Here is a 17,675-nt window from a genome sequence, read left to right as displayed (position 1 = left end):
TTGTTACTCGATTAAAGTTCGTGTGTAGCCGAAGCCCGCTTCAAAGCTCCTCTCCCCGAGGGAAAGGGATTGGGGTGAGGGGCGATGGAGTCCGGCTCGTTCGGACATACGGACTTCGTTCGCCCCTCATCCGGCGCTTCGCGCCGTCTTCTCCGAACGGAGAAGGAACCACCGGCTTCGGCTGGATTTTCGAAAGGATAAAGCATTGAACACCCTGACCACCGAAACCCACGCCGCCGACGACAGCCTGCAGCGGCTGGAGCAACTGGCCGGCATCTCGCAGCGGCTGCTGGAAAAGGCCCGCGCACTGGGCGCCACCCAGGCCGAGGTCAGTTGCAGCGAAGAGCGCGGGCTGGACGTCAACGTGCGCCTGGGCGAGGTGGAGACGGTCGAGTCCACCCACGATCGCGGCATCGCCGTCACCGTCTATTTCGGCCAGCGCAAGGGCAGCGCCAGCACCGCCGACCTGCAGGAGTCCAGCCTGGAGGCGACCGTGGCCCAGGCCTGCGCGATCGCCCGCCATACCGAGGACGATCCTGCCGCCGGCCTGGCCGATGCCGCGCTGATGGCGCACGAGTTCCCCGATCTGGACGGCTGGCATCCCTGGGCGCTGGGCGCCGACGAAGCGCTGGACCTGGCGCTGGCCTGCGAAGCGGCCGGGCGCGAGGCCGACGCGCGCATCAGCAACTCCGACGGCGCTTCGGCCGCCACCGCGCAGAGCCTGTCGGTGTATGCCAACTCGCACGGTTTCATCGGCCGCGAGCGCAGCAGCCACCATTCCATCGGCTGCGCGCTGATCGCCGGGCACGGCGATGGCATGCAGCGCGACGGCTGGTACAGCAGCGCCATCGCCCGCGAAGACCTGGAGGCGGCCGTCGACATCGGCCGTCGCGCCGCCGAGCGCACGCTGGCGCGGTTGCAGCCGCGCTCGCTGCCGACCGGCGAGGTGCCGGTGCTGTTCTCGGCGGAAGTGGCGCGTTCGCTGATCGGCCACCTGCTCGGCGCGGTGTCCGGCGGTGCGCTGTACCGCCGCGCCAGCTTCCTGCTCGACAGCGCCGGCACCCGCCTGTTCCCGGAATGGTTCGGCATCGAGGAACTGCCGTTGCTGCGGCGCGGGCTGCGCTCCAGTGCTTTCGACGGCGAGGGCGTGGCCACCCGCAACTCCGCGCTGGTGAGCCAGGGCGTGCTGCAGCGCTACATCCTGGGCAGCTATTCGGCGCGCAAGCTGGGCCTGCAGACCACCGGCAATGCCGGCGGCGTGCACAACCTGCAGGTGGCGGCCAACGCCGGCGACCTGGCCTCGATGGTGGCGGGCATGGGCCGCGGCCTGCTGGTCACCGAACTGATGGGGCAGGGCGTCAACGGCGTCACCGGCGACTATTCGCGCGGCGCCGGCGGCTTCTGGGTGGAGAACGGGCAGATCGCCTACCCGGTGGACGGCATCACCATCGCCGGCAACCTGAAGCAGATGTTCGCCGGCATCGAGGCGGTCGGCAGCGACGTGGACCGGCGTTCGCACGTGCGAACTGGTTCGATATTGATCGGAAAGATGACCGTTGCGGGCAACGATTGACGTATCCTTCAACAGCTGCGGTGCCGGATCAGGCCGGGGACGCACATCCAACCACATCACCCAAGGAACAAAGGGGAATACACAATGAGCGATTTCGACAACATCACCGCGCCGCCGCCGCCGCCGAGCGAAGCCGCACCGCAGGACCAGCGCACGATGGCGCTGGTGGCGCACATCCTCGGCATCTTCACCTGGTTCGTCGGCTCGCTGATCATCTGGCTGATCAACAAGGACGACGCGCAGAAGGGCTTCATCGTCGACCAGGCCAAGGAAGCGCTGAACTTCCAGATCACCGTCACCATCGCCTTCGTCGTGGCCTTCATCCTGACCATCATCAGCTTCGGCCTGTTGTTCTTCCTGCCGGCGCTGGTCGGCATCGCCAACGTGGTGTTCTGCATCATCGCCGCGGTCAAGGCCAACAACGGCGAGGCTTACCGTTATCCGTTCACGCTGCGCCTGATCAAGTAAGCGGTCGGCTGCAAGCGGACAGGCGAGAGGCCCGGGATTCCCGGGCCTCTCCGTTTCGGTCTCTCAATCTTGCCCCTGTAGGAGCGACGTCAGTCGCGACCGGGCTTTCCCGTTAAAACCTCGTCGCGACTGACGTCGCTCCTACAGGGGAAACCTGGGGCTCAGTGCGAGCGGCGGATGGCCAGTTCGGCCAGGGCCGCCAGTGCGTCGGCGCGCGGGCCGAACGGCGCCAGCGCTTCGCGCATGGCGGTGGCCAGCGTTTCCAGCTGGGCCTTGGCGCCTTCCATGCCCAGCAGCGCGGGGAAGGTGGACTTGTCCTGCGCCGCATCCTTGCCGGCGGTCTTGCCGAGCTGCTCGGAGCTGGCCTCGACGTCGAGGATGTCGTCGCGGACCTGGAAGGCCAGGCCCAGCGCGTGGGCGAAACCGTCCAGCCGCGCCAGTTCGGATTCGGTCGCACCGCCGCACAGCGCACCCATGCGCACCGCCGCCCGGATCAGCGCGCCGGTCTTGAGCGCGTGCATGCGTTCGAGGTCGGCCAATGGCTGCTGCTGCCCGGTGGCGTCGATATCCAGCGCCTGCCCGCCGCACATGCCAGCCGCGCCCGAGGCGCCGGCCAGCGTGCGCAGGCAGGCCACCGCCAGCACGGGCGGCAGCGCGGCCTCGGCCAGCACTTCGAAGGCGCGGGTCTGCAGCGCGTCGCCGGCGAGGATGGCGGTAGCCTCGTCGAAGGCGATGTGGGTGGTGGGGCGGCCGCGGCGCAGGGCGTCGTCGTCCATCGCCGGCAGGTCGTCGTGCACCAGCGAATAGGCGTGGATCAGTTCCACCGCCACCGCGGGGGCATCGAGCAGGGCCTCGTCGGCGCCAAACAGATGGCCGGCGGCGCGTACCAGCAGCGGCCGCATGCGCTTGCCGCCGCCGAGCGCGGCATAGCGCATGGCCTGGTGCAGGCGCTGCGGCGCGGCGTCGGCGGTGGGCAGGGCGGCCTGCAGGTGCTGTTCGGTGCGTGCGCTCCAGCCGGCGAGCAGGGCCTCAGTCGTCATCGCCGGTGTGTTCGAACGGTACGGACTTTTCCGGCTGGGCGGGGTCGGTGAGCAGGCGCACGCGCAGTTCGGCCTGCTCCAGCGCCTGCTGGCACTGGCGGTAGAGGCCGACGCCGCGCTCGTAGGCGCTGAGCGACTGCTCCAGGCTCAGGTCGCCGGTTTCCATCTTCTCGACCAGTTGCTCGAGTTCTTCCAGCGACTGTTCGAACCGGGCGACCGGGGAGGTTTCGTTGTTGGACTTCTTGGCCATGGCGAAAGTGTGAGCGGCGGGGTCGACGGGGTCAATTCGCGGTGTCGCCGGGATGCCACGACAGTTCAGCCGAATGCGTGTCCAGCCATCGTTGCAGGGCGGCGGAAACGATGCGGTCGCCGGCGGCCAGCACTTCGTCGCCGGCGCACAGCAGCGGCAATCGTTGCCGCTGCCAAGGCGGCAGCCCGGCCTGCTGCAGCAGGTCCTTGAGCGCATGCGAATGCCGGCGGCCGGGCAGCACGATGCGTTCGCCGCCGCGGCGTGCGCGTACCGTCAACGGCTGCTCGAAGGCGGAGGCGCCGAGCAGCTGCAGCGACCCGCCGTCGGGCAGCGGCAGCGGCGCGCGCCCGTCCCAGCCGGCCTGCCAGTGGTCCGGCCAGGGCGTGGCCAGCGCGAGCGCGTGCAGTTGGTCGCGCCAACGCCGTACCTGCGCCGACCGCCAGCGGAAGGCCGCCTGGCGGTCGTGGTCGGCGGGCAGCAGCTGCCGTTCGATCATGCGTACGCCGTTGGCCGGCAGCGGCGGCAGGCCGCGCTGGCGGATCCAGGCCCGCAGCACGCCGGCGCGGCGCGGCGGCGGCAGCGCGACCAGCGCCGGGATCGACAGCGCCCCGCTGCCGGGCAGCAGGCAGGCCGACAGGTCGTCGTGCTGCTGTCCGGCCAGCAGGTCGCCGGCCTCGGCGGCCAGCGCCGCGCTGCGGGCGAAGGCCGCGGCGGCATGCGGCCAGCGTTCGCGCAGCAGCGGCATCACCTGCAGGCGCAGGAAGTTGCGGTCGAAGTCGTCGCGGGCGTTGCTGGGATCCTCGATCCAGCGCAGGCGGTGGCGTTCGGCATGGGCCAGCAGCGCATCGCGCGGGACGTGCAGCAACGGGCGCCACAGGCCGCCGCCGGCGAACCGGCGCCAGCCCCGCATCGCCGCCAGCCCGTCGATGCCGGAGCCGCGCAGCGCGTGCAGCAGGAAGGTCTCGGCCTGGTCGTCCAGATGGTGGGCCAGGGCCAGCCATTCGCCCGGCCGCAATGCCTGTTCGAAGGCGGCATGGCGGGCGCTGCGTGCGGCCGCTTCCGGACCCTGGCCGCTGTCGTTCGCGACGTCGACCCTGACCACCTGCAAGGGGACGTCGAGCTGCCGGCACAGCGCCTCGCAGTGGGCGGCCCAGTCGTCGGCGCCGGCCTGCAGGCCATGGTGGACGTGCAGTGCCCGCAGGCCGCGCGCGCGCTGCGCGGGGTCGCCGGCGAGCAGGTGCAGCAGCACGGTCGAGTCCAGCCCGCCGCTGAAGCCGACCAGCACCGCGGCGGTGGACGCCGGGTCGAGGCTGGAGGGGGAAAGCGGGCTCATGGAATCGCGGCGATGCAGGCGAGGGAACCGGCAGTATCCCGGCTGCGGCCCCGGAGCGCCATGCAACGGATCAGCGCGGGGCGTCGATGCGGTGCCCGTTGCGGTCGATGCGGAAGTGGACGCCGCCGACCATCGGAACGTGGCCATCGGCATCGGGCGCGCCCGGGCGGCAACCGTTGCAGGCCTCGGCGATGCCGTCGCGGAACGGCCATGCCCAGTCGAAGCGTTCGGCGAAGGCCGGCCGCAATTCGTGGTCGAAGAAGCCGATCCCGCCGTCGACGTGGCCGCGGACCAGGCCTTCCGCGAAATAGTCGGGACCGTTGTCGTAGCCGACCACCGCAAGCTGCCGGCCGTCGCGTCCGACGTAGTAGTGGCGGCCGTCCGCCTGGAGCGCGGCCAGTCCGTCGCCGTCGAACTTCAGGTGCCGCAATGCCCCGGCCGGTATTTGCAGCGCGCCACCGGCGTCGACGCTGCAGCCGGGGACGGGCTGCAGGTCGTCCCCGGCCAGCTCCCGGCAGGTGGCGCCGGCCAGGATCGGCAACGCCGCCAGCAGCAGGCCGACGGCCGCGCGGGCGCGGCGGCTGCGTCGGGCGGGCCGCCGCGATGGGGTCACTGCGTCTCCGTCTTGCGTTCGAACGCCTGCGGCTGCGGCAGTTCCACCGGCACGCCCTGCGCGTCGCAGGTGCCGGCGTCGCACAACCGCTGGCGCAGGCGCGGGGTGGCCTGCACGATCAGGTGGTAGATCGCGTTCTGCTCCAGCGTGCCGCGCACGGCGGCGCTGCCGGGGCCACGGGCCCAGATGCCGACGTCCTCGCCGCCGTGCGATTCGCTCTTGGCCGGCACCAGCGCTTCCTGCATGTAGTCCGGGTGTTCGGTGTCGACGTGGGTCAGGTCCGGGCGGCCGTCGGCGCTGTCGAAGCTGCTGGGGTTGTGCGGAAAGGTCTTGGGGCCGGCCGGCTGCTGGTTGCTGGCGCCGGTGTAGCCCGGGCCGTTGGCGTAGCTCAGGGTGGTGTAGGGCAGGCCCAGGCCGTCGCGGGCTAGGTCCAGGCCGCCGATGCCGTCTTCGCCGCCCTTGTCCATGACCTTGCCCAGGATCGGATTGCCGCGCGCCGGGTAGCCGACGAAGTTGAGCGTGTGCGAATGGTCGGCGGTGACGACGATCAGGGTGTCCTTCTCCGAGGTGGCCTCGACCGCGGCGCGCACCGCGTCGGACAGGGCCACGGTGTCGCCCAGCGCGCGGGCGGCATTGCCGCTGTGGTTGGCGTGGTCGATGCGCGCGCCTTCGATCATCAGCACGTAGCCTTCCGGGTGCCGGGACAGGTTGGCGATGGCGGTGCGGGTCAACTCGGCCAGGCTCGGCTCGCCGGCGGGGTCCTGCGGGCGGTCGTGCTCGTACTGCATGTGGTCCGGCTCGAACAGGCCGAGGATCGCCGGGGCACCGGCCGCGGCCTCGAGCTGCGCGGTGTTCCAGACATAGGCGCCCTGCGGATGCGCCTGTTGCCATTCGGCGACCAGGCTGCGGCCGTCCAGGCGCTGGCCGACCTTGTCGTCGTACTCGGGATCGCGCTCCTCGACGGTGGTGAATTCGCCGCGGCCGCCGCCCAGCACCACCAGCGGGCCACGCCCGTAGCGGGCGGTGGACAGCAGCTGCTGGGCGATGTCGGTACAACCGGCGGCCTTGGCTTCCTCCGGCACGTCGGTGTCGTTCTCCCAGTTGCGGTCCGGGGAGTGGGCGTAGGTGGCCGCCGGGGTGGCGTGGGTCAGGCGCGCGGTGGAGACGATGCCGGTGGCCATGCCGGCGCTGTCGGCCAGCTGCAGCCAGGTCAGCAGGTGCTTGCCGAGGCTGTCGGCGCAGTCGTTGCGCTCGCCGGCGGAAACGCCGATGGCGCCCATGTGGGTCTTCACCCCGGTGGTGATGGCGGTCATGGTGCCGGCCGAATCGGGGGTCTGCGAGTCGGTGTTGTAGGTCTTGCTGAAGGCCGTGGCGGGGAAGCGCTCCCACGACAGCAGGTTCTCCTCGCCGGGGTTGCCGTTGCGCTGGCCCTCGAAGATGCGCGCGGCGGCGACCGTGGTCAGGCTCATGCCGTCGCCGAGGAACAGGATCACGTTCTTGGCCTTGCCGGCCATGGCGCCGTTGGCCGCGGCCGTGGCCGCGCCGCTGCGGTACCACCATTGCGGGGTCTCGCCCTGCGGATGGGCGATGGCCGGCACCTCCACGTTCACCGCGGCGGCGGTGGGGAGCGACGGGGAGCTGGCACAGGCGCCGAGCAGCAGGGTGGCGATGGCGGCGAACAGGGGCGTGGCGCGTGACATGGCGGCGTTCGGATCTCGCGGGAAACGGGCCTGACATTATGACGGCTGCGAAAAGGCACGCGGATGACACGCAGTTTTTCCCGCGGAGGCGTCGTTGCCGGTGGCTGCTTGCGCTATCGTGCCGTTCCCTGCAGCAGGTCCCGGATCGACGATATGAAGCTGGTTTCCGCGTGGTTGCGCATTCCGTTCTGGCAACGCGTGGTGGCTGGCTTCGTGCTCGGCGCGCTGGCCGGCTGGTTGCTGGGGCCGGCCGCCAAGACCTGGTTCGGGCCGCTGGGCGACCTGTACGTGACCCTGATCAAGATGATCGCGGTGCCGCTGGTGTTCTTCGCGGTGATCAACGCGATCTCCTCGCTGCACGGGCAGAAATCGCTGGCGGCGCTGGGCGGGCGCACCTTCCTGTGGTTCCTGGCCACCGCCGCGCTGGCGGTGGGCGTGGGCCTGGCGGTGGGCACGCTCATGCAGCCGGGCACCGGCAACCTGAGCCTGAGCATGGACGGCAACTACACCCCGCGCGAGGTGCCCAACGCGGTGCAGGTGCTGCTGGACGTGGTGCCGGCCAATCCGTTCTACGCGCTGACCGGGATCGGCACCCGGATCAACGCCGCCGGCGAGACCGTGCTGGCGGCCGGGCGCGGTTCGATCCTGCCGGTGATCTTCTTCGCCGGCCTGCTCGGTTTCGCGATGGTGAAGCTGGGCGAGAAAGTGGCCGAGGCGCGCAGGCTGGCCGGGCAGATGAGCGAGGTGATGATCCAGGTCACCCGCTTCGTGCTGGAGATGACCCCGATCGGCACCTTCGGCCTGATCGCCGCGCTGGTGGGCAGCTACGGCTTCGAGAAACTGCTGCCGCTGGGCAATTTCGTGCTGGCGCTGTACGTGGCCTGCGCGATCCACATCGTGGTGGTCTACAGCGGCCTGCTGCTGGCGCACGGGCTCAACCCGCTCAAATTCTTCCGCGGCGCCGCGCCGGGCATGCAGGTCGGCTTCGTCAGTTCCTCCAGCTTCGCCTCGATGCCGGTGGCGATGCGTTCGATCACCCACAACCTGGGCGTCAACAAGGACTACGCCGCGTTCGCGGTGCCGCTGGGCGCGAGCATCAAGATGGACGGCTGCGGCGCGATCTACCCGGCGCTGTGCGCGGTGTTCATCGCCCAGTACACCGGCGTGCCGCTGACGCCGGAGCAGTACGTGGTGGTGCTGATCGCCTCGGTGCTGGGCAGCTTCGGCACCGCCGGGGTGCCGGGCACGGCGGTGGTGATGGCCACCGTGGTGCTCAGCGCCGCCGGCCTGCCGCTGGAGGCGATCGGCTACCTGTACGCCATCGACCGCATCCTCGACATGATGCGCACCATGACCAACGTCACCGGGCAGATGCTGGTGCCGGTGCTGGTGGCCAAGGAGACCGGGCTGCTCGACCAGAAGGTCTACGATGCGGCGTCGAGCAACGTCGGCATCGAGGAAGGCGAGGAAGCCGGGGAATCGCCGCGCGGTTGAGCCCCAGCCGCCGCGGTCCCGTTCGGCCAGTTGCTGCCGCAGCCGCGCTTCGGCGGCATCGGCGCAGATGCCGCAATCCAGCCGCTTTCGCTGTCGGGATGCCGGCCAGCGCCGGGCGCGGGGTGACCAGCAGGTCGCCGGGCAGGGCACGCATGACCCTGAAGCTGCGCTGGAAGCCGGCCAGCATCCGCGGACGGCGCCGGTTGTCGCGCAGCCGGTCGCCGGGCGCGGAGAGGCTGACGGCGCAGGCGATGCGCAGCGGCTGTAGCCAATGCTTCCCGGCGGTAGCCGGGAGTGAAGTGCAGCCGCAGCCGCAGGCCGCCCAGTTCCAGCGTTTCCCCGTCCTGCAGCAGGCGTGCGGCCTGCACCGACGGGAGTAGCGGTTCGTCGCCGAAGTCCGGGTCGTCGCTGCCGCCGCGCGCCAGCCGCGTGTCGGCCATCGGCGGCATGCCGCCATCGACCAGCCCGGCGCCGGCGCGGCTTTCGTACCCGGACCGGCGATGGCGTCATGGTCCTGCGCGCGATGGTGGTGGTCCCCGGCACCGGCTGCCCGGGCCGCCGCGGCCTGTGTAAACCGGGTGTTGCAGGGGGCTGTATCACCGCTGTTACAGCCGGCGCAGGCCAGCGGCCGCGCGCATTCGCGGGTCGGGAGGTACTCCGGCAGCCGCCGTCGCCGCCGTGGCTGTTACAGCGTTGCGCCCGTCGGCGACCGCGCGTTTTTCGCTTATCTTGTTGTTTTCAAAGGATAAACAAGGCTTGGCACGGATGCTGCGTTGTCCTCCGGCACGCAATGTCGGGAACGCAGCAATGGATCGCAGGAACGTACGTCGGCACCCCCGTTTGATCGTGGTACTGATGCTGGCAGTGGCGCTGCCGCAGGTGGCGCAGGCGTCAGGCGCCCGCCAGGGCGTCAAGGCCAAGCCCGGCGAAATGGTGCTGCTGCGCGATGTCTCCGCACGCCACGCCTACCGGCCCGCCCCTCCCGGCGTGGCCCTGATCGCCGATCCCACGCCGAACCGGGAGCTGTCCAGCATGCTGGGCACGTCCAACGGCATGGACGAGCTTTCCGACGACGACTACGCGGCACTGGGTTCGAGCCTGGGCGACGTGCACCACCCGCAGCAGACCACCGTGGAGCGCGTCACCGGCACGGCGATCACCGGCACCCTGGGGCGCGTCACCGGCGGCGAGGGCGTGCTGTCCGGCGGTCAGTTGAGCCAGACCATCGGTGGGCCGATGGGGGCCGTCGGCAACGCCACGCGCGGCGTCGGCGACCAGGTCCGCGGTGCGTTGGCGCAGTTCCCGCTCGGCCAGCCGGCCGGCGGCCCGGGCAAGTGAGGCCGGCCGCGATGCACGGCATGCGGATGCTGCTGGCCATTGCCCTGGCCGCCGGCCCGGCGGTACCGGTCATGGCGCAGTCCGGCGACGTCTACGCATCGATGCTGTCGTACCTGGCCGACAGCCGCATCGATGGCCGCGCGCTTTCAGGCGCCGACGGCGTGATCGCGGTGAACATGGCGGCCGGGGACCTCAACCTGCAGGCGAACCTGCACAGCATGGCGGTCGGCGCCAATGCGTCGGCCAGCGTGAGCGCCATCCAGAAACAGCGAAGCGACCGCTTCGACGCCCCCCTGCACGCCTCCGCCAGCATCGGCGGCGGCGCGTTGGCCGGCGCAAGCGGCATCGCTTCCATCAATCAGGCCAGCGGCAGCGGCAATGCGGAACTCAATTCCGTCACCGCGACGCTGGCCCAACAGGGCATACGCGAAGCGAGCGAAGAGGCCTTGGCCTCGGCAGGCTCGCTCGCGTCGGCAGGGGGGCAGGGCATCGCCGGCGGGCAAGGTTCGCCGGGGACCCGCAGGGTCGGAGTGGAAGCCTCCGCGCTGCGCGGGTTCGAAGGTGTGCTGCAACTCAATCAGATCGCGGGATCGGGCAATGCAACGGACAACCGACTGAGCATCTCCGTGCAGACCATCCCGTGAAGAAACGTCACATCCATCACCCGATAAGTGATTCCAGAGAGGGCACCATGAACGCGAACATCAGGAAGACCGCAATCGCATTGGCCGTGGCCGCTGTCGCCGCCAGCCCTGCCGCGTTTGCACAGGACAACCAGAACGCCTCGGCACTCATCATCCACAAGCACATCGTCATCGAGGACTGGGACACCAACGTCGACGACACCCGCAACTACACGACGAACACGACCACCAACACCAACACCAACACCAACACGACCACCAACACCACCACGAACAACAGCAATACCGACGTCAACCTGGCGTTGAACGCGGAGGCCAACCTGCTGCTCAACGCCGAAGCCAACCTGTTGCTCAACGTGGAAGGCAACTACAGCGAGTCGATCAGCAACACCGAGAGCTACAACCGCAGCGAGAACTACTGGAGCAACGAGGTCTACGAGAACATCGACCGGACCAGCAACATCCAGGCCGACGAGCGCAAGGAAAAGAACAACCACGGCGTCGACGTGAATCTGGAGAAGGACCTGCGCCTGAGCTCGGACATCAACTTCAGCGGCGATCCCACCATCACCGGCTCGATCGACCTCGACTCGGCGGCGATCGCCGTGATCGACAACCGCCAGTCGATCACCGGCAACAAGGCCGCCAACCAGCTGCTGACCAACGACGCCTACCTGACCGACAACGTGGCCGCAGGCGCCTCGGGCAACCTGGGCTTCAACGTGGCCGCCGGCGACAACAACACCCAGGACAACGCGGCGGCACTGTCGGCCGCGGACGCCTCCTTCAGCTTCGGCATGGCCGATGCGGAAGTGTTCGTCAACCAGTACGGCGCGGGCAACACCACGCTGAACCACGGCGTCACCAACGCCGCCGGCGTCGGCGGTTCGGCCTTCAGCGGCGCCAGCGGCAACATCGGCGTCAACGTGACCTCGGGCAACAACAACGAGCAGAAGAACGCCCTGGCGGCATCGGTGGCGACCAGCGCCTACGCGCAGTCGAGCATCAGCTCCAACCAGGTGTCCACCGGCAACGTGGTGTCCAACTCCGGCTATGCGCAGAAGTACACCGACACCGTGCAGGTCAGCCTGAGCGGCCCGGTCCGCGGCTACACCGCCTCGGTCGGCGCAGGCGCCTACGAGGGCAGCGGCGCGGCCTACCAGATGGACAACTACTATCTGGATACCTGGAGCGGCGCGCTTCCCCATGCCAACGGCAATTCGACCGGCCACATCGATCTGGACAACGAGATCCAGAACGCCACCGCGAATCCGAACCGTCCGGGCGTCGGCGGCATCGCCTTCGATACCGAGGAAAGCGGCACGCTCGGCTTCGTCGAACTGGGCTATTCGGACCTGTACGCCAGCCTGAGCGGCACCGTGACCACCTCGCGCTGGGTCGTGGTCAATGCGACCAACACCGCCGCGCTGTCGGGCGATGCCTTCTCCGGCGCCTCCGGCAACATCGGCGTGAACGTGGCGTCGGGCAGCGGCAACCTGCAGGCCAACAGCCTGGCGTTGGCCGTGGCGCAGCCGTCCACCGGCGGTGGCGGCGGCGGGACCGAGTAAGCGTGGCCTGTTGCGCAGGCAACACGCGTTAGGCGCAACAAACCCGGTCATCCGCCAATGACCGGGCTCCCCAGGAGCCCCTGTCCCTCCTCCCCCTTGGGGCAGGGGCTCCATCCTGCGATGGAGCCGATTTCCCGATGATCCGCCTGCTTGCCCTGTTGTTCCTGCTGCTGTTGCCCGGCGCCATGGCCCGTGCCGGCGATGTCGGCTTCAGCGGCGTGTTGCCCAACGGCGCAATCCACACCCAACGGGTGGAGAGCATGCAGGAACGGCGCTTCCGCAACCTGGTGCGGCAGCATACGGACTACAGCTGCGGCGCGGCCGCGCTGGCCACCATCCTGCGTTACGCCTATCACCTGGATGCCGACGAGGCCACGGTGATCGAAGGAATGATGGGGGTTTCCGATCCGGAGCTGGTGCAACAGCGCGGCTTCTCGCTGCTGGACATCAAGCGCTATGTCGAATCGCTGGGCATGCGCGGGCGCGGCTACCGGATCAACGAGGAGCGGCTGCGGTCGCTGCGGGTCCCGGGGCTGGTACTGATGGACGTGCGCGGTTTCCGCCATTTCGTCGTGCTCAAGCAGGTACGCAACGAGATGGTCGAGGTGGCCGATCCGATCCTGGGCAACCGCGTGGTGCCGCTGGAGGAATTCCTGGAGTCGTGGCCGTCGCGCGCGGTGTTCGTCGTCATCGGCAGCGACTTCGACCGCAACACCGTGTTGTTGCAGCCAAGCGAGAGACCGAGCGCGCGCGCGCTCTATGCCCGGCAGGGGCGCGGACCGATCACCGATGCCGAACTGGTGGATTTCGGTTTCACCCATGCCGACCTGTTCTGAAGGAGCACGACCATGAAGATCCTGCATCCCTGTTGCCTGGCGCTTGCGCTGGCACTGGCAATGCCGGCCATCGCGTCCGAGCCGGCGGGAAAAACCGGCAAGGGCATCGACGAGATACCCGATCCCGAGCTCAACCTGATGCGCGGGCGCTACACCGCCGGCGGCAACGCGGTCGCCTGGTTCGGGGTGACGATGGTATCCAACTGGCAGACGCAGACCGGGCAGAACCTGCAGGGCACGCTCGCGCTCGGCATGGATTTCACCAAGGGCAACACGCCCAAGGTCAGCTTCGCGCCCAGCGTGAACATCACCGCCGCCAATGCGCCGCTGCCCGATACCGGCGGCCGCAGCATCGATGCCAGCGGCCTGCAGAACGTGGCCGGCATGAGCCAGAGCGTGCAGGTGGCCGGCGACGGCAACCGTGCCAGCAACGTCACCCATCTCAATGTGCGCGACGGCGGCGAAGTGCCTTCCGGCACCGGCGTGGTGGCCGGCGACGCCTTCGCCCGGCAGGGCAACGCCAGCGCCAGCGCCAGTTTCGACGGCAACGCGGCCAAGGTGCTGCTGCAGATCGACGGCCACGGCGCGGTGCAGCAATGGCTGCGGGCCGGCAGCGTCGGCCAGAGCATCCAGCTGATGGCCGATGGCCAGCAGGCCGGCAACCGGCTGCAGATCGACCTGGTCCGCAGTTCGCTGGCCAGCAACGTGCCGCTGGCGCAGAACGTATCGCAGGCCATCACGCTGACCCGGGGAGTCGGCGCGGGGCCGGGCGGCTGACGACGCCCGGCGTCTGGCCGGGAGGGCAATCGAGAACAACCATGCGAGGGAATACGCAAATGAAGGTACTGGCGATGGCGGCGCTGGTGGGCCTGTCCCTGGGATCGTCGAAGGTGCTGGCGCAGGAGCCGGCCGGCGGCAACGACGATGCCGAGATGAAGGCACTGATGTCGCAACTGGAGGCACTGAAGGCCAGCTATGCGCAGGAAGTGCGCCGGCTGCGCGAACTGGACATGCAGGTGCAGGCGATGCAGGCGCGCATCAGCGGCAGGACCGCCGGCGCGCCCCCGGCACCGCCGGCCGCCGCCGCACCGGCGCCGGCCGAGGGCTACGCCAGCACCGCGGCCGAGGCCGAGGAGGCCAGGGAGGCGGCGCGGCGCAGCGTCGACGACGTCAAGCAGCAGCAGTCGGCGCTGTTCAACCGGCGGCTGACGCTGGAGAACAGCCTCAGCTACGCCCGTTACGACCGCAAGCAGCTCACCCTCAACGGCTTCCTGGCGCTGGACGCGATCTTCCTGGGCAACATCGCCATCGAGAACGTCGAGTCCGATTCGCTCACCTACAACTTCGCCGCGCGCTGGGGCGTCAATCCCAAGCTCACCCTGAACCTGGACGTGCCCTACGTCGCGCGCAAGACCATCTACCAGAAAGGCGGCGCGGGCGGTTCGGCGGCCGCGATCGCGCAGGAAGAGACCCGTGGCGACGGGATCGGCGACGTCACCGTGAGCGCCAACTACAAGCTGTTCGCCGAAGGCCGGCGGCGCCCGGAAACGGTGATGACGGTCGGCGTGACCGCGCCGACCGGGCGCGAACCCTACGGGCTGGACTGGAAGGTGATCGAGCGCGACGACGACGATTTCATCCGCTTCGCGGTGCCGGCACAGCAACCCACCGGCAACGGCGTGTGGCAGGCCAACCTGGGCCTGTCGGCGGTCAAGACCGCCGACCCGGCCATCCTGTTCGGCAATATCGGCTACATCCATTCGTTCAAGCGCAGCTTCGACGACATCGACTCCAATCCCGACACCGTCAATCCCGGCGACGTGAAGCTCGGCGGTTCGTATTACTTCGGCGCCGGCGTGGCGTTCGCGTTCAACGAGCGCACCAGCCTGAGCATCTCGTTCAGCGACAAGCTCAGCGCCCGGGCCTCCACCCGTTACAAGAACGGGCAGTGGGTCAAGGTCATCGGCAGCGATGCCAATGCCGGCACCCTCAACCTGGGCGTTACCTATGCGCTGACCCCGCATGCCACGTTCGTCAGCATGCTCGGCATCGGCCTGACCCCGGACGCGCCGGACTTCACCCTGGCCTTCAAGGTGCCGTACATGCTGTAACGGCGGGGATCCGGCGCCGGCCGACCGCGCCGGAGGGCAGGGTCAGCGCAGTTCCTGCAGCTCCAGCCGGTGCTTGCGGCACAGGCGGTAGACGGTCACCCGCGAGACCTGCATGCGGCGGGCGCAGGCGCTGACGTTGTACTGGCTCTGCTGCAGGCAGGCGAGCAGGGCGTCGCGTTCGGCCTGGATGCGGGCGATGTCCAGCACGCCCTTCCGGCCCTCGTCGTCTTCCAGTTCCAGGTCCGCGCAGGTGATCAGTTCGCCTTCGGCGATGATCGCCGCACGCTGCACCCGGTTGAGCAGTTCGCGCACGTTGCCGGGCCACGGGAACCGCTCCATCGCCAGGCGCGCCTCGCGGCAGAAGCCGCGCGCGCGGGTGCGGTGGCGCTCGCGGAAGGCCGTCAGGAAGTGGCGCGCCAGCAGCTCGATGTCGTTGCCGCGCTCGCGCAGCGCCGGCATCGGCAGCCGCAGCACGTTGAGGCGGTAGTACAGGTCGCGGCGGAAGCGTCCCTGTTCCACCGCCTGTTCCAGGTCGACGTGGGTGGCGGCAAGCACGCGCACGTCCACCTGCACCGGCTGGCTGTTGCCCACCCGCTCGATGGTGCCTTCCTGCAGCACCCGCAGCAGGTTGGTCTGCACGTCCAGCGGCAGGTCGCCGATCTCGTCCAGGAACACGGTGCCGCCATTGGCGGTCTCGAACAGGCCCAGGCGGCGGGTGGTGGCCCCGGTGAAGGCGCCGCGTTCGTGGCCGAACAGTTCCGACTGCACCAGGGTGGAGGGGATCGCCCCGCAGTTGATGGCGGTGAAGGGACGGCCCTGGCGCGGGGAGAGCTCGTGCAGCGCATGCGCCGCCATTTCCTTGCCGGTGCCGGTTTCGCCGGTGATCAGCACCGGCAGGTCGACCGGCGCGAACTTGCGGATCGCCGCGCGCATCGCCAGCATCGCCGGGCTTTCGCCGATCAGCGCGTCCAGCCCGCTCCCCTGGGGGGGCGCTGGATCGCCCCCGAGCCGCTGCAACCGCTCGATCATGCGCTTGGAATCGAACGGGGTGCCGAAGTCCTCGATGCAGTGGGCCAGCAGCCGTTCCACCCGCGGATCGCCGCGTGGCGTGCGCGGCGAGGTCATCGCCATCAATGCCATGTGCCGGTGCTCGCCCACCAGTTGCTCGATGTGCTCGAGCGTGTCGGAAAGGCCGCCGCGCAGGTCGACCAGGCCGACGATCAGGTCGTCGCTGCGCATGCCGATGCCGGCCTGCTGGCCGGGCGCTATCTCACGGACCTGCCAGCCTGCTGCTGCGAGCAGGGCCCGTTCCTGGGCCTGCGGACGTCCGAACCAGATCACGCAGCGTTTCGGAAAAGCGGGTACTGCTGCCATGCGCCTGCACCATTCCATCGTGCGCGGGCGGAGCGCAGTCGCCGAATGAACCGTTGGTCGTGCCGCCCCACGCCAGGTTCCAGTCCCGTCCGCGCACGCGGCGCAGCGGGATGAAGAGGTTGCCAATGTCTGCCAGTGCCGCGATACCGCAGATCCTGATGCCGAGACAGAGTTGATAACGCGACAGGCGCAGGTAACCGGACAGCCTCCGGTATCGACGCGGGTGCCGGGCCCCCGGTTGCCGGGTTCAGGAATGTCGCCATGGCGGGGAAGTGCAGCGGCCGGTGGCATTCGTCGCGACCGACGTCGCTCCTACAGTGTCCTGCCACCGGCAGGAGCGACGTCGGTCGCGGGCTTTCCGGGCCACAGCGCGATGGCCGGGATGGAAAGAACCACGAAAAAGGCCGCGGGCATGACGCCGGCGACCTTCGTGGAGTCGGCGTTGGCAGGAACCTCAGAGGTCCATGCGCCGCGCCTGCATGAACTTCCCGCCCCAGTAGCCGCTGAGCAGGGTGTCCACGCGCACGTCCTTGCCGCGGCTGGGCGCGTGCAGGAAACGGCCTTCGCCGACGTAGATGCCGACGTGGTCGACCCGGCCCTTGCGGCCGAAGAAGACCAGATCGCCGGCCGCCAGCGCGGCGCGGTCCTTGATCAGCTCGGCGTCGGTGTTGCGGGCCATCTCGCGCGAGACGCGCGGCAGCTCGATGCCCAGCGCGGTGCGGAAGACATAGCCGACCAGCCCGCTGCAGTCGAAACCGGCATCCGGCGAGGTGCCGCCCCAGCGGTAGGGGGTGCCGAGCAGGGTCATGGCCCGGCGCAGCAGCGACTGCACCTTGCCGTCCTCGTTGATGGCGGCCAGCTCGGTGCTGGCGACCGTGCCCTGGGACACGTCGTAGTTGGCGAGCAGACGGCTCAGGTCGCCGGCGAACATCGCCGAGCGGTCCATCAGCGGGATGGTGTCGCTGGTCGCCAGGTGCGGCAGCAACGCCGCGAGGGTGGCGGTGGCGGCGCTGTCGGCCTTGCTGCGGGTGGTTTCAGGCTTGCCCGCGGGCTTGGCGGCGGGCGCCGCGACGACGGTTTCGGCTGCCATCTCGGTGCCGGCGTCGGCGGGAACAGCGGTCTGCGCGAATGCCGGCAGTGCGGCAACACAGAAGGCGAGGGTACAAAAAACGCGGCGGGCGCTTCGCAATGGGGCGGCGGTCTGGCCTTGGCAAGTCAGGTCGTCAGTCGTCACGCGGCGGTCACAGAAAAAATCGATGGGCGATGATGCCCTGCGGGAGCAGGTGAAAGGTGCAAATTTCGTTAAATATTCGTTACTTGTTTTGTGATATTC

The 17,675-nt window shown here is 69.4% G+C and carries 17 protein-coding genes; 10 read left to right on the top strand and 7 right to left on the bottom strand.

Going from position 1 to position 17,675, the window contains the following annotated elements:
• Positions 1–205: 205 nt before the first annotated feature.
• Both pmbA and OK345_RS01585 read left to right on the top strand, forming a co-directional pair.
• Positions 206–1,573 (top strand): metalloprotease PmbA, encoded by a 1,368-nt coding sequence (pmbA, locus tag OK345_RS01590; protein ID WP_265126143.1) that lies wholly within the window; start codon positions 206–208, stop codon positions 1,571–1,573.
• An 84-nt stretch (positions 1,574–1,657) separates the two neighbouring features.
• Entirely contained in the window at positions 1,658–2,041 is a 384-nt protein-coding gene (locus OK345_RS01585; protein ID WP_265126142.1) for a DUF4870 domain-containing protein, read from the top strand.
• 161 nt (positions 2,042–2,202) lie between these two features.
• Here the strand turns inward: OK345_RS01585 and OK345_RS01580 are convergent, their stop codons facing one another.
• From OK345_RS01580 to OK345_RS01560, 5 genes are all read right to left on the bottom strand, one after another.
• Positions 2,203–3,081 (bottom strand): polyprenyl synthetase family protein, encoded by an 879-nt coding sequence (locus OK345_RS01580; protein WP_265126141.1) that lies wholly within the window; start codon positions 3,079–3,081, stop codon positions 2,203–2,205.
• Entirely contained in the window at positions 3,071–3,331 is a 261-nt protein-coding gene (locus OK345_RS01575) for an exodeoxyribonuclease VII small subunit (protein ID WP_265126140.1), read from the bottom strand. Before OK345_RS01575 ends, OK345_RS01580 begins: the two co-directional genes overlap by 11 nt.
• Before the next feature lie 31 nt (positions 3,332–3,362).
• Positions 3,363–4,664 carry a tRNA lysidine(34) synthetase TilS gene (tilS, locus tag OK345_RS01570; protein ID WP_265126139.1) on the bottom strand — a complete coding sequence of 434 codons (1,302 nt, stop codon included), beginning with the start codon at positions 4,662–4,664 and terminating at the stop codon, positions 3,363–3,365.
• Positions 4,665–4,734: 70 nt separating this feature from the next.
• On the bottom strand, positions 4,735–5,277 hold the full coding sequence (locus OK345_RS01565; RefSeq protein ID WP_265126138.1) for a WG repeat-containing protein: 543 nt from the start codon (positions 5,275–5,277) through the stop codon (positions 4,735–4,737).
• Positions 5,274–6,977: an alkaline phosphatase gene (locus OK345_RS01560; protein ID WP_265126137.1), complete on the bottom strand. Its 1,704-nt coding sequence runs from the start codon at positions 6,975–6,977 to the stop codon at positions 5,274–5,276. Before OK345_RS01560 ends, OK345_RS01565 begins: the two co-directional genes overlap by 4 nt.
• A gap of 153 nt (positions 6,978–7,130) precedes the next feature.
• Between OK345_RS01560 and OK345_RS01555 the strand changes: the two genes are divergently transcribed.
• The 8 genes from OK345_RS01555 (at position 7,131) to OK345_RS01520 (ending at position 14,968) form a co-directional block, all read left to right on the top strand.
• A complete protein-coding gene (locus OK345_RS01555) occupies positions 7,131–8,471 on the top strand; it encodes a dicarboxylate/amino acid:cation symporter (RefSeq protein WP_265126136.1) in 1,341 nt (446 codons plus the stop codon).
• Positions 8,472–8,623: 152 nt separating this feature from the next.
• Entirely contained in the window at positions 8,624–8,851 is a 228-nt protein-coding gene (locus OK345_RS01550; protein ID WP_265126135.1) for a hypothetical protein, read from the top strand.
• Positions 8,852–9,278: 427 nt separating this feature from the next.
• Positions 9,279–9,809, top strand: coding sequence for a FapA family amyloid fibril periplasmic chaperone (locus OK345_RS01545; protein WP_425510936.1), 531 nt, complete (start codon positions 9,279–9,281; stop codon positions 9,807–9,809).
• A 20-nt stretch (positions 9,810–9,829) separates the two neighbouring features.
• Positions 9,830–10,453 (top strand): FapB/FapC family functional amyloid domain-containing protein, encoded by a 624-nt coding sequence (locus tag OK345_RS01540; RefSeq protein ID WP_265154823.1) that lies wholly within the window; start codon positions 9,830–9,832, stop codon positions 10,451–10,453.
• Between the two features lie 47 nt (positions 10,454–10,500).
• Positions 10,501–12,021: a FapB/FapC family functional amyloid domain-containing protein gene (locus tag OK345_RS01535; protein ID WP_265126134.1), complete on the top strand. Its 1,521-nt coding sequence runs from the start codon at positions 10,501–10,503 to the stop codon at positions 12,019–12,021.
• A 137-nt stretch (positions 12,022–12,158) separates the two neighbouring features.
• Positions 12,159–12,857 (top strand): C39 family peptidase, encoded by a 699-nt coding sequence (locus OK345_RS01530; protein WP_265126133.1) that lies wholly within the window; start codon positions 12,159–12,161, stop codon positions 12,855–12,857.
• A 12-nt stretch (positions 12,858–12,869) separates the two neighbouring features.
• Positions 12,870–13,634 carry a hypothetical protein gene (locus tag OK345_RS01525; RefSeq protein WP_265126132.1) on the top strand — a complete coding sequence of 255 codons (765 nt, stop codon included), beginning with the start codon at positions 12,870–12,872 and terminating at the stop codon, positions 13,632–13,634.
• Positions 13,635–13,675: 41 nt separating this feature from the next.
• On the top strand, positions 13,676–14,968 hold the full coding sequence (locus tag OK345_RS01520) for a transporter (RefSeq protein ID WP_425510935.1): 1,293 nt from the start codon (positions 13,676–13,678) through the stop codon (positions 14,966–14,968).
• A gap of 42 nt (positions 14,969–15,010) precedes the next feature.
• On the opposite strand, the gene OK345_RS01515 is transcribed toward OK345_RS01520, so the two are convergent.
• Positions 15,011–16,342: a sigma-54 interaction domain-containing protein gene (locus OK345_RS01515; protein ID WP_265126130.1), complete on the bottom strand. Its 1,332-nt coding sequence runs from the start codon at positions 16,340–16,342 to the stop codon at positions 15,011–15,013.
• A 454-nt stretch (positions 16,343–16,796) separates the two neighbouring features.
• Positions 16,797–17,576 (bottom strand): C40 family peptidase, encoded by a 780-nt coding sequence (locus OK345_RS01510; protein WP_425510934.1) that lies wholly within the window; start codon positions 17,574–17,576, stop codon positions 16,797–16,799.
• Positions 17,577–17,675: the final 99 nt, after the last annotated feature.

Source organism: Xanthomonas chitinilytica (assembly GCF_026107455.2).
In the GTDB taxonomy this organism is placed as follows: domain Bacteria; phylum Pseudomonadota; class Gammaproteobacteria; order Xanthomonadales; family Xanthomonadaceae; genus Stenotrophomonas; species Stenotrophomonas chitinilytica.
Note: the sequence above shows the minus strand (reverse complement) of the source record. Positions and strands in the feature narration are given on the sequence as shown.

Excerpts from the sequence above, each read along its gene's own strand:
- OK345_RS01585 (WP_265126142.1), top strand. The coding sequence starts at position 1,658 with ATGAGCGATTTCGACAACATCACCGCGCCGCCGCCGCCGCCGAGCGAA.
- OK345_RS01580 (WP_265126141.1), bottom strand. The coding sequence starts at position 3,081 with ATGACGACTGAGGCCCTGCTCGCCGGCTGGAGCGCACGCACCGAACAG.
- OK345_RS01575 (WP_265126140.1), bottom strand. The coding sequence starts at position 3,331 with ATGGCCAAGAAGTCCAACAACGAAACCTCCCCGGTCGCCCGGTTCGAA.
- tilS (WP_265126139.1), bottom strand. The coding sequence starts at position 4,664 with ATGAGCCCGCTTTCCCCCTCCAGCCTCGACCCGGCGTCCACCGCCGCG.
- OK345_RS01560 (WP_265126137.1), bottom strand. The coding sequence starts at position 6,977 with ATGTCACGCGCCACGCCCCTGTTCGCCGCCATCGCCACCCTGCTGCTC.
- OK345_RS01555 (WP_265126136.1), top strand. The coding sequence starts at position 7,131 with ATGAAGCTGGTTTCCGCGTGGTTGCGCATTCCGTTCTGGCAACGCGTG.
- OK345_RS01550 (WP_265126135.1), top strand. The coding sequence starts at position 8,624 with ATGACCCTGAAGCTGCGCTGGAAGCCGGCCAGCATCCGCGGACGGCGC.
- OK345_RS01545 (WP_425510936.1), top strand. The coding sequence starts at position 9,279 with ATGGATCGCAGGAACGTACGTCGGCACCCCCGTTTGATCGTGGTACTG.
- OK345_RS01540 (WP_265154823.1), top strand. The coding sequence starts at position 9,830 with ATGCGGATGCTGCTGGCCATTGCCCTGGCCGCCGGCCCGGCGGTACCG.
- OK345_RS01535 (WP_265126134.1), top strand. The coding sequence starts at position 10,501 with ATGAACGCGAACATCAGGAAGACCGCAATCGCATTGGCCGTGGCCGCT.
- OK345_RS01530 (WP_265126133.1), top strand. The coding sequence starts at position 12,159 with ATGATCCGCCTGCTTGCCCTGTTGTTCCTGCTGCTGTTGCCCGGCGCC.
- OK345_RS01525 (WP_265126132.1), top strand. The coding sequence starts at position 12,870 with ATGAAGATCCTGCATCCCTGTTGCCTGGCGCTTGCGCTGGCACTGGCA.
- OK345_RS01520 (WP_425510935.1), top strand. The coding sequence starts at position 13,676 with ATGCGAGGGAATACGCAAATGAAGGTACTGGCGATGGCGGCGCTGGTG.
- OK345_RS01515 (WP_265126130.1), bottom strand. The coding sequence starts at position 16,342 with ATGGCAGCAGTACCCGCTTTTCCGAAACGCTGCGTGATCTGGTTCGGA.